Below are 12,792 nucleotides of genomic sequence, written 5' to 3'. Positions count from 1 at the left end.
TATACTTAATTTATATAAAAAGTGAAACCGTCTTTCACCTTTTATACAGAATATTTCTAACCGAATAGCAGATTATGTAATAATTCGCTATTCATATTAATTTAGAATAAAACTTTTAAAGAAAAATATATTAAATCCAATGTTATTGTCTGAAATTTGTATTAAGCGTCCTGTCTTTGCTACGGTTTTGAGTTTGGTTATCGTAGCTCTTGGAGCAATTTTTTACCAAACTACAAATTAGAGGAACTCCGGATATTTCAGTTCCCATTATAAATGTCGAAGCTCATTATGCAGGTGCCGATGCTTTATATATGGAAAAAGAAATAACGACGCGTATAGAAAAAACTTTAAAGACGGTTAAAATTTTAGATTATATAACTTCTCAAAGTTCCACCGGCGAAAGTAGTATTACTTTATCATTTTTACTATCTACCGATATTGAAATAGCATTAAACGATGTTCGTTCTAAAATATCGGATATCACTTATATGTTCCCGCAAAATATGAAAGCCCCGTCAGTTGCAAAACTTGATGCCGATAGTTTCCCAAGCCTCTTCATAAGTGTTGAAAGTGATCAATATAGCGATTTAGCATTAACAAAGATAGTCGAAGATAATCTACAAACACCGTTAGATAAACTTGAAAGCGTAGGACAGTCATAAATTTACGGCGGTCGGGAATATATAATGAGAATAGAACCCTACTCCAAAAAATTATATCAACATAAAATTTCTTTATTGGAGATTGAATCCGCAATAAAAGAGCAAAATAAAGATTATCCTGCAGGAACGATTAAAACAAAAAGTAATAATTTTATAGTAACTCTTGAAGGTTCTTTATCTACACCGGAAGAATTCGGTAATATTATTCTAAAAGTACAAAACAGAGGTATCATAAAATTACGAGATATAGCGAAAATATCTTTAACTTCTCCCGATGAGGACATAATTTTTAGATATAACGGCAAAAGTTCCATTGCTCTTGGTCTTATAAAAGAATCAAAAGCTAACGTCATAGATTTATCAAATGAAGTAACTAAAGAACTAGAAAACGCGAGTTTCGTATTAATAGAGGAACTGAATAGCTGATAGTAACTGGGTTACGGGGATCTTGATAATACTGTTTTTGTTATAAAATGTACTTAAAACTGCATAAATTTTTAGTAAATTGTCTTTTTTGACTATAACTATTAAATTGTAAAACTTGTCATACCTCTTACAAACCTTGAAAGGATAAGGATTATAGCATATTCATTAACCATAATTTAGGCATCTTAATATGAAACTCGCGTAATATAGCATAGGATTTAGCATATCAAGAGAGATGTAATAGAAGGTTTATTATCAGACATTTGATAATTTATCAGTGCTGCAACCATATGCACAAAGGCATTTGTAACTGATCTATGCCTTGAATGCTCAAACTTCCCCAATAGTTTAATTTTACTAAACACAGATTCTATTAATGCTTTTTTAAGCAATAATATTTTATCCAACATAGACATAAGTTTATTTTTCATATTTTTCTTTACCCTAGTTACCATAAAAATTCCTTGCTCTAAAAGTTGTAGAAATAATTGTTGCGAAATATAACCACGATCTCCGAATACTTTACCAAAAAGATTTTTGATTATCAGTTCCAGCTGTTTTCTATCATCCTTATTGCCAGGGCTAAAAGATGCTTTAACTATACCACCGGCTCTATTAATTATTAGATGTAGTTTAAGTCCATAGAACCAACCTTTTGTTGTCTTACTGCTTGCTGCTATGCCGGCGAACACTTTATTCATTGAAATACGGTATCTCTTACATACCTCTATACTACTTGAATCTACAAAAGAGAGTCCGTCACACTGATCCAAAATAGAATTGAATATTAGTACTAATAGTGGTAAATGTGGACCTATTATTTTTATAAATTGACTATAGCTTACTAATTGAAAATCTCTTTGATGATGAATTCATATTTGCTTCAGATAATAATTCTTAAAACAATCATAAGATGACTGCCAGTAGCCTATTATAATTGTTATTACCTCACTTCTGTTCAGTCGACTTTTAGGACCAGATTTGTTGTTATGGTTAGTAATTGAATTTGTATGCTTGTCTAATTCTTGAAAAAAATCATCGACGTAACAAAATATTTCTGTAAAATCCATTATCATAGGTTATTGCTCTTAAAGTTTTTTCAATAACCTATAAACTTTTTTCTAATACTATAAATACCATATTTTAATTAGCAATTTGTATTTTGTACTCACTTTATAACAAAAACAGTATTATTAAGATCCCCGTAACCCAGTTACTATCAGCTATTCAGCAACTTTTTGAATACGAAACTCGCGTTCTATAAGTGCTTCCGTATATCTTCCTAAATCACATAATGCAAAAGCTTTAAACGAATAAGCCATAGGGTTAGTATTATCTAATGCAATAGCTTTTCAAACGTCTTTAAAGCTTCTTTGTGTTTACCTAATTTATTTAACTCGTTTCCTTCTATTAAAGCATTAAGAGCTTCTTCCTTCTTTAATTTATATTCTCCTTTATCGGTTAATATAATATCTTGAGGAAATTTTTGCTCTAATGCTTTATATTTATCAAATGCTTCACTAGCTAACTTGTATTCACCTAATTTTTCTAAAATCACGCGAGTTTCGTATTAAGATGCCTAAATTATGGTTAATGAATATGCTATAATGCTTATCCTTTCAAGGTTTGTAAGAGGTGTGACAAGTTTTACAATTTAATAGTTATAGTCAAAAAAGACAATTTACTAAAAATTTATGCAGTTTTAAGTACATTTAATAACAAAAACAATATTACTAATATCCTCGTAACCCAGTTACTATCAGCTATTCAGTTCTTCTATTAATATGAAACTCGCGTATTTTACCGTCAATTCAGGTATTGCCTATAAAAAATTGACTCAAGGTTTCGATGTCATTCCTGCGAGGCATTGGCTTTGTTGCATGGCTCGGTTTTTTCGTCATTGCGAGGAAAATTACGAAGTAATTGACGAAGCAATCTCAGGAGTTTGTTATTATTTCATGAGATTGTCACGCAGCCTATGGATGCTCGCAATGACGACTCGGTATCCAAACAACAATGCCTCGCGGGAATGACACAGAAAGCCGAGCAACAACCCCACTATTTACTATATCCTTTTAAAATCTCAAAATCTTGCCCTTGGAGAAAAAACTTTTCCGGTAATGTAATTTTTGCTACAAAATTCTTTACATCTTCGCTTTGTAAATAGATCGTAGCTTTAGCATTACTCTGATCCCTGTTATTAATGCGGGTTGCAAGCAAGGTTACTATCTGCAGTAATTCTTCATGATTTTGTGGGTAAAGCTGTAGTTCGAATTGTTTATTATTAATTGCATCCTCAATTGATAAAAAGCTTTTTGCCGTTAGTTTTATTCCTCCTTCATCTTTGATTATATCACAATTAACGACTACCAAACTTTTAACGTCAAGTAAATGTACATAATCTTTTAAGACTTCTTCGCTAAAAATACTAAGCTCAAAGATATTCTCAGGATCGGAAAGCACGAGTGTAACGAATCTACCTCTTGCTGACATACGAGAATCCTTTTTTTGTATTACACCGGCAAGATTTACTCGGTTAGTACCTTCAGGTAAGTTATTCTGTAAATCCGCAGTATTTAAAATATTTAAACGACTAAATATTTCTTGATACTGCATAAGAGGATGATTAGAGATAAATAAACCCATAGCCTCAAATTCGTAAAAAGCTAAGGTATTTTTATCGGCATAATCACTTGATACTAAAATAGTTGGACTTAAAGTAGAAACTTTAATTAAACTAAATTGATTAGATCCCTGCTCTTCGTGATATGAAGTTGAATAAGAAAGCAATTTTGAAATACTTGAAAATAATTGCAATCTATTATCATGTAACTCATCAAAACAGCCTGATTTAATTAAATTTTCCAATAATTTACTGTTAATAGATTTTGGGGGTAATCTTTCAATAAAATCAGTAATTGATTTAAACATTCCTCTTGCTTTTCGCTCGTCCGTTACTAACTTACCGAAATTCGGCGTGACTCCCTTAATAGCACCTAAGGCAAAGATTATTGCATTTTCTTCTTTGTCATATCCAATACCTTCTATGTCATTCCCGCGAAAGCGGGAATCCATTTTCATACTTTTATGATTCAGAGCAGTTTCTAGCTTTTCTGGATCCCCGCTTTCGCGGGGATGACATAGAGAACCTTGGGGATGACAAGTCGCAGCTCGCGGGATGACAGTGTCCGAAGACTTTACGCTAAAATATCCTTCAGAAATATTAATATTAGGTGCAATAATTTTTATGCCGTTATCTTTTGCTTCTTGCAGAAATAAATTAATTTTATCATGATTATTTAATTCAAGATTTAAGCATGCTACTAAAAATTCAGCAGGATAATTAGCTTTAAGATATGCAGTTTGGTATGAAATAACACCGTAAGCCGCAGCATGTGCCTTATTAAAACCGTATCCGGCAAATTTAGCCACGGTTGCAAAAATGGATTTAGCTTGAGATTCCGAAATATTATTAGCAATTGCTCCTTTAACAAAAATTTCTTCCTGCTCCTCCATTTCTTTTTTTATCTTCTTACCCATTGCTCTACGAAGTAAATCGGCAGCTCCTAGCGTATAACCTGCGAGAACCTGAGCAATTCTTTGTACCTGCTCCTGATATATCACCACTCCGTAAGTTTCTTCTAAGATTGGCTTCAATAGCTCATGTAAATAATCAGGCTGTTGTAATTTATGCTTACAAGCTATATAGGTAGGGATATTTTCCATAGGACCGGGACGGTATAACGCACCAAGAGCTATCAAATCATGTATAGAATCAGGTTTAAGGCGTCTAAGTGCATCTTTCATCCCGATACTTTCAAATTGGAAAACGCCGACTCCTTTACCTTTACACAACATTTGATAAGTCTTATTATCATCAAACGTCATATTGTTAAAATCCACTTCTATCCCTTGCTCTTTAAGCAGTTTCTTACAATCGGTAATAACCGTTAGGGTTTGTAGCCCTAAAAAATCAAATTTAATTAAACCGGCAATTTCAGAATATTTCATAGAATAACCGACTACCAGCATATCGGAATTAGCATCTTTGTATACCGGTACTATATCGACTAAATCAGTACCTGCTATTACGATTCCTGCGGCATGAGTTGAGGAATGCCTATGTAACCCCTCAAGAATTAACGAAGTATCAAGCACTAGCTTAATTAACTCCGCCTCACCCTCTAAATTATACAGTCCATTACCTTTAGCGGCATTTGCAAGCTCCGGAACTTCACGTATTGCCTGTTCTAGGCTAACGGGATTAACTGCACTAAAAGGTACAAGTTCTGTTAGATAATCAGCGAATTTATAAGGTAAACTAAGAACACGAGCGACATCCTTAATTACAGCCTTTGCCTGCATCTTACCGAAAGTTATAATCTGTCCTACTCTATTATCACCGTATTTAGAGCGTACGTAATTAATTACTTCCTCACGCCTTTCTTGACAAAAATCAATATCAAAATCAGGCATTGAAATACGTTCAGGATTTAAAAATCTTTCAAATAATAAGCCAAATTTAATCGGATCAAGATCAGTAATAAGCAAGCTCCAAGCAACAACCGAACCTGCTCCCGAACCTCTACCTGGTCCGACTAAAATACCCTCTTTTTTACTCCATTTAATAAAATCGGATACAATCAAAAAATAACCGGCAAAATTCATATTACAGATAATATCCAGCTCATAATTAAGACGAGCAAAATATTCGGTTTTCAATTCTTCTTGATTCTCTAACGAAATATTTTCAGATTTAAACTTTGTAGCAAGCCTTGCAAGCAACCCTTCTTTTGCATCTTTTCTAATTAAATCCGTTTCACTAATATCTTTGGTGGCAAAATTAGGCAGCATCGGCGGGTTTGCATGTGCTGCAAAATAACAACGCTCTCTTAAATTCACGGTATTTTGGATGGCACTAGGTAGATCAGAAAAAAGCTCTATCATCTCATGCGGTGATCTAAAATAACAATTTTCGCTAACTGTTTTTCGATCCGGATATTCTTTAGTAACACCAGCTGATATACATAACAATACATCATGTGCATCATGCATGCTTTTCTCACTAAACAAAACTTTATTAGTAGCAACAAGCGGAATAGCAAGCTCGGCAGCAATTCTAATATAACTATCCTCAATAAACTGTTCTTCAGGTAGATCATGTCTCATAATCTCAAAATAAAAACGATCTCCTAAAATTTCCTGTAATTTACGTGCAAATAGCATCGCTTGCTCCTCGTTGCGAGCTAGCAAGCATTTCCCGACAATACCGTCGGTATAACAGCATAACGCTATTAATCCCTCTTGATATTCGATTAAATCTTCAAAATCAATGTGATCGCATATCTTACGATCATTCTTAGTAAAAGTAAGGCTTGATAGTTTGAGTAAATTTTTATAGCCGGTTTCATCTTTAGCTATAAGTAAAATTTGAGCAAAAATATCTCCAGCATCATTCAGCAAGCTTGATACAAGCGAATTTTTTGAGTCAAGCCTTTGCTCACGTACTTTTGTACGCTCCGCAGGCTTGCTCTTAAATTCATCTTGTCTGAAGCTTGCTGAATGATGCTGTATATTATATTTTATGTTGAGAATAACTCCGTGTATCGGCTGCAGTCCTTTTTTTACTGCATATAATGCAAACTCTAATGAGCCGAATAAATTTCCCTTATCTGCCAAACAAATAGCAGACATTTTATTCGATGAAGCAAGCTCTACTACCTTCTCGATCGTTAATGCACTTTCTAGAAAAGAATAAGAGCTTTGAGTTCTTAAATGAATAAATTCAGGTCGCATTTTAAATTAATGTTAAAGTTTTTATTGTATTCATGTCATTGTGTCACCCCGTGGCTTGATCACGGGGTCCAGAAAAAAATTTAAAAAGACTGGATCCTGCGATCAAGTCGCGGGATGACAATTACAAAGACTAAATTTTACTTCCGACTGCATAATATCTAAAACCGATTTTTTTCACTGCTTCATTATCTAGTATATTTCTAAGGTCAATGATTATCGGAGATTTTACTAAATCATAAATTTCTTGCCAATTAAGTTCTTTAAATTCTGACCATTCAGTTGCAATAACTATAATATCTACTGATTTACAAACTTCAACTGCCGAATCTAAATATAGCAAATTTTTATGTTCCAAATTCTTTTTAGCATTTTCAAGACCGATAGGATCAAATGCTTTAACATATACATCTTTATTTAATAAGATCTTTACAATTTCGATGGCAGGACTTGCTCTAACATCATCTGTTCCTGCTTTATATGTTAAGCCTAAAATTGCTATATTTTTACCTTTTAAATCTCCGTCTAACAAAGTAGCTATCTTATCTACCATATTACTTGGACGCTGCTTATTACTTTTAATTACTGCCTTAAGAAGCTTACAATCGATATGATGATTTTCTACAAGATTATTTAATGCTAGAATATCTTTTGGAAAACACGAACCACCAAAACCTGGTCCTGCATTTAAAAATTTTTGACCGATTCTTTGATCAAGTCCTACACCTTTAGATAAATCTTTAATATTACCGCCGATTTTTTCACATAAATCAGCCATTTCGTTAATAAAAGCAATTTTGGTAGCTAAAAAACTATTTGAAGCATATTTAATAAGTTCGCTCGTCACTAAATCGGTAACCACAAACTTTGCACCTTGTTCTATTAAAGGTGCATAAATTTTTCGTAATATTTCCTCTGATTCTTTATTATTTACACCGATAACTATACGATCAGGATATAAAAAATCTTCTACCGCACTGCCCTCTCTTAAAAACTCAGGATTAGAAGCAACATTAAATGAAAAGCCTTTTGATTTTAAATAAGCTATAATATTACTGCAACTATCAGGCGGAACAGTAGATTTTATGACTATTAAACAATCTTTATTTATATGCATAGAAACTTTATCAATAGCATCATAGACATATTTTAAATCTGCTTCTCCCGACTCTTTTGAAGGCGTGCCGACCGTAATAAATATTGCATAGGCATTTTGAAGTTCATTATTATAAATATTTGTAAATTTTAACCTATCAGATTCTAAAACTTGCTTAAGATACTCATCAAGTTTAGCTTCATAAATCGGTAATATTTGCTTATTTAATTTGGATATTTTAACCTCATCATTATCAAGACAAGTAACATTATGACCTAAATAGCCCATAATAATACCTGAGACTAATCCCACATATCCGCTACCGATAAATGTAATATTCATAATTTTTTGTGATTTTTATATTAAATTTTTAAATTATACGTTATATTCCAAGTGTATACCTCAAATAAATGAAGAGTAGTATAGACGAAGATCAACTTCAAAAAGAGCAAGGAATCCACAAGACGAGGAATGGAGCGTATACTTAATACGTGAGTACCGCAGTACTTGTAGGATGACGTAGCCAATTTTTGAAGTTGATCGAGTATATAAAGCTTTTATCATATTTCAATAGATTTACAAGCTCAAATGAATTTTATTAAAAAAACCTTTACTAGTATTTTTATAATTCTAATTTCATTATCTTTGGCTATAACTCTAACTGTTTATAGTGCAAATAAAGGACACTTAAATGAACCTTTGAAAAAAATAATTGAATTTTATTTAAGTAAAAATGATATAAAGGCTGTACTACATAATTTAGAATTTAAAGAAAACCGATTATCCATAGATAAAATTTCCTTAAGTCTTATAGATAATGCTAGAGGAGAAATTAACGATTTTAAGCTTTTCTTTAATTTCAAAAATTTCTTTTCTAATTCATTAATAGAAGCCAATTTTAATATTGATAAAATTTCCGTAATCTCAAATAACAATGAAGAGATTATAAATACTTCAACGACCGCTGATTATTCGTTAAATATAATTAAAAAAGATTCCCTAACCGACATACGGTTAACTTCAATAAAAAGTGATATCTTAACCGATGAGCAAGGAGCGGGCTTACCGCTAGGAAATGCTTTATGCTCATATAAAACCACCTATTCTAAAGATAATCCAAAGACCGTTAATTGCAAACTTACATTTGGGGATAAAGCTTTTTTATCACTAAACGGTATAATAACCGATAAAAATATCGACGCAAGTGCAGCTACCGCAAATATGCCTTTAATAATTTATCAAACAGTCGAAAAAATTATTCCGGATAATCCTATAATCTCATATTTGCGAGAACATATAAAACAAGGTTACATCCAAAACGGAGAACTAAATATTAAATTAGATAAAAAATTTTTAAAAAAAAATATTTTAGTAGAAGATAATTTAAAAGCAAATTTACATATCTCGAATTTTGAATATAAATATCATAAAGATTTACCGCCTTTAACTAAAGTTGATACTAATATAATCATTTCAGGACTGGAAATAAAATTTCTAATTAATGAAGCATATAGCGGTAAAAGTTTCGTTTCAGACGGTATTATGACTTTCAAATGGGAAGGACCAGATAAATCACAATTTGTTTTTAATGCTACTGCTAAAGGTGAAATTAACGACTTAATTGCCTTTGTTCCAAATGATGCATATCAAAATATTGATCTTAAAAAAATCAAAGGAACAGCAAATTCAATAATAGAGCTAATAATTCCTATTAGCCCAAATATCCCTAATAGCTATAATATTTTGTCGACATTAACAAATATCTCTTTTAACACCTTAAACAATAATATCCTATTACAAAACGGTGAAGCCAAAGGTAGCTTTAAAGACAATAAACTAAATATTAGCGGTAAAGGTAAAATTAATAATTATGCAAGCAGCTTTACTTATGATCATGATATATCGGATAAGAATAATGAGTGTTTACTTAAAATAAAAAGTAATATTGCGGCAAATAATCAAAGATTAGGAGTATTTAAATTAATTTCAGGCAGCACCGTTTTAAATTTTGAGTATAAAAAACAGCATAATAATGAGAGCTTTATTACCGTTAATTCTAATCTTGATAATTTAGAATTTTATATAGATAAAGTATCCATTCATAAAAAATTATATAAAAAAGCTAATTTATATTTATATACTAAATTAAATGATAAAAATTTCGATAGAAATATTGAATTTAACCTTTTAGGGCAGGATAATCTAAAAATTAACGGTAATGCCTTAATTAAGAAAAATATTTATAATATTAATCTAGCCTCTGTTAAACATAATCATACGGATTTAAAAGGAAAAATAATCATAGATAACCATAATCTTAATACGGAACTTTATGGAAGCGGATTAGATTTATCAAATGCTAATATGATGCAGTTTTTAGAAAAAGAGGGAGATTCTACACGTAATATTAATTTAAAAACTAATATATCAAAAATACTTTTAAAAAATAATATAATTCTAGGTAATCTTGATTTAGCAATTAAATGTGATAAAGTGCGGTGTTTCTCCGGTTTTCTAAATGCTAATATCGACAATAAAAAAGTTAAGATGTCGCTTACCGCTAAGGACACTTTTGAACAATGGCTAATTGAATCCGATAATGCCGGAGCATTGCTCAAGGGACTCGGAATGTATACCACTATGCAAAACGGTCAGATTAATATCAACTTAAATACAAAAAGATATGAAGTAAAAAAAGGTGAAATAGTGCCGATATTAGACGGCAAATTTTCTATAAAACATTTTACGGTAGTCGATACTCCTTTTTTAACACGCCTTGTTTCCTTTGTTTCATTGCCGGGTTTTCTTAGTTCAATAACTAATAATAAAAATATTTTATTTGAAGATATGACCGGTAAATTTAATTATAGAGGAAATATAATTACAATTTTTGATACGGAAGCACATGGACCGTTCTTTGATTTTACTATGAAAGGTAATATTGATACCAAGCAGCAATTAATTATGGTTAAAGGAAATGTTATTCCTTCTTTTTTCTTAATCAGCACTATTGTAACTAAAATACCAGTAGTCGGTAAAATATTTTCCAAAGTAGCCCCTTACTCCCTAAAAATGAAATATTAAGTAACTATAAAGCTATTAGATTTCGTGTACAAAATTTTTAATCATTCCTTTATGTCATTCCTGCGAGGCATTATTGCGTGTGTACCTAATTGTCATTACGAGCGACTGAAAGCGTTGTTGCATGGCTCAAAAAACGTGTTCGGTGTCATACCGTGGCTTGACCACGGTATCCAGAAAACAACTAAAAATACTAATAATATTAGTATTTTTAACTGGATCCCGCTACAAGCTCGCGGGATGACAGAGGTAGAAGTGAGCCATGCAACAAAGCCACAACTGAAAGGAGTGTGGCAATCCAGAAAAAATAATAAAAAATTCTGTAAATTAGAATTTTTTACTGGATTGCTTCGTCGAAACTTACAGTTTCTCCTCGCAATGACGTTGAAGATCAATTCACGCAGGAATGACATAAATAACCATACATATTTAATCGGTATTTTACTTTTAGGCTTAATTTCCGGTCTTACGTTCAATTTAATTTTTTTTACAGTTCCATATCAATTATCCGAAGCAAAATACACCACTGATATAATAGGTTCGATATCACTAGCTGCTTTTCCGTATTGCTTAAAGGTCATATGGTCACCTTTTATAGATAAATACTCTATACCTTTTTTATGTTCTAAATTCGGTCACAGACGTGGCTGGGCATTAGTAGCACAAATATGTTTAATCCTAGCAATGACGGGGTTCTTAAACATAAGCCCTTGTAATAATTTATATATTACTGCCGTTATCTTATTTATTATTTCATTCTGCAGTTCTACTCAAGATATTGTACTTGATGCATATAGAATTGAGAGACCTACATCGAAAGAAGAGCTTTCAATGGCTTTTACCTTTAGTAGCATAGGGTTTCGTTTAGGTATGTTACTTGGTAGCGTCGGTGCTTTATATTCATCAATTATTTTCGGCTGGAATACAGTATATAAATTTGCTCTATTCATTACTCTAATTGGACCTATAGTAATTTTGTGTATCAAAGAACCACAATCAAAAGAAATACGTAATACAACCACTAATTTAATAGGATTACAACAATATTTTGAAGTTATTAAAAAAAGTATTATCTCCTTAAAAAATAAACAGCAATATTTACTGCTAATTATATTGTTTATCTTTTTATATAAAGCTGCGGATTCTATACCTATGGCTATGAGTTCTCCTTTATTTCTAGATTTAAGTTTTACTACTCATGAAATTGCCGTTATTTACAAAGCTTACGGGTTACTAATCATGATCGTCGGGGGAGCTTTAGGCAGCGTTTTAGCTACAAAAATGGGTATATTTCATAGTGTCTTAATTGGTGGAGTTATTCAATTATTATCACCTCTTATGTTTATGATTCTTGCTACTATCGGCTATGATATAAAGACATTTATAATAACCGTTACAGTACAAAATTTTTGTGCAGGCTTTGCAGGAACTATTATCTCTATCTATTTTGCTAGCCTTTGCAATAGTGAATTTGTTGCCACACAATATTCTATTATTGCATCTTTTAGCTCTCTTAGCCGTATTATTCTAGCTAGCCTTGGCGGTATTTGTGCAAAATATCTTACTTGGCCTGTATTCTTTTTAGGTAATACTCTGTTTAGCATGTTATTTATACCGATATTTTATAAAATATATAGAAAGAAACTAGGCTTTGTGAATATTTCTAAAAAGATATGACAATTATTAAAAAAGGTTTATAATATATATATTTCTGCGAAATGAAGAGTCAGAATT

At 31.7% G+C, this 12,792-nt stretch carries 6 protein-coding genes and 1 pseudogene; 3 read left to right on the top strand and 4 right to left on the bottom strand.

The genetic code is table 11. The features are described from left to right. Positions 1–139 precede the first annotated feature (139 nt). Positions 140–1,049: pseudogene (locus tag REIS_RS11880) on the top strand (efflux RND transporter permease subunit); the annotation flags it as partial. Positions 1,050–1,306: 257 nt separating this feature from the next. Here the strand turns inward: REIS_RS11880 and REIS_RS10725 are convergent. The 4 genes from REIS_RS10725 to REIS_RS01145 form a co-directional block, all read right to left on the bottom strand. Next, positions 1,307–1,960, bottom strand: coding sequence for an IS982 family transposase (locus tag REIS_RS10725; protein ID WP_083787731.1), 654 nt, complete (start codon positions 1,958–1,960; stop codon positions 1,307–1,309). Positions 1,961–2,424: 464 nt separating this feature from the next. After that, entirely contained in the window at positions 2,425–2,646 is a 222-nt protein-coding gene (locus tag REIS_RS01155) for a hypothetical protein (RefSeq protein ID WP_008579419.1), read from the bottom strand. A gap of 500 nt (positions 2,647–3,146) precedes the next feature. Then, positions 3,147–6,884 (bottom strand): DNA polymerase III subunit alpha, encoded by a 3,738-nt coding sequence (dnaE, locus tag REIS_RS01150; RefSeq protein WP_008579418.1) that lies wholly within the window; start codon positions 6,882–6,884, stop codon positions 3,147–3,149. 130 nt (positions 6,885–7,014) lie between these two features. Continuing rightward, positions 7,015–8,319: a UDP-glucose dehydrogenase family protein gene (locus REIS_RS01145; protein ID WP_008579417.1), complete on the bottom strand. Its 1,305-nt coding sequence runs from the start codon at positions 8,317–8,319 to the stop codon at positions 7,015–7,017. A gap of 246 nt (positions 8,320–8,565) precedes the next feature. Here REIS_RS01145 and REIS_RS01140 point away from each other — a divergent pair, with 246 nt between their 5' ends. Then, positions 8,566–11,061, top strand: a complete 2,496-nt coding sequence (locus REIS_RS01140; RefSeq protein WP_008579416.1) for an AsmA-like C-terminal region-containing protein — start codon at positions 8,566–8,568, stop codon at positions 11,059–11,061. 24 nt (positions 11,062–11,085) lie between these two features. After that, a complete protein-coding gene (locus tag REIS_RS01135; RefSeq protein ID WP_008579415.1) occupies positions 11,086–12,735 on the top strand; it encodes an MFS transporter in 1,650 nt (549 codons plus the stop codon). Positions 12,736–12,792: the final 57 nt, after the last annotated feature.

Source organism: Rickettsia endosymbiont of Ixodes scapularis, from assembly GCF_000160735.1.
GTDB lineage: Bacteria > Pseudomonadota > Alphaproteobacteria > Rickettsiales > Rickettsiaceae > Rickettsia > Rickettsia tamurae.
Note: the sequence above shows the minus strand (reverse complement) of the source record. Positions and strands in the feature narration are given on the sequence as shown.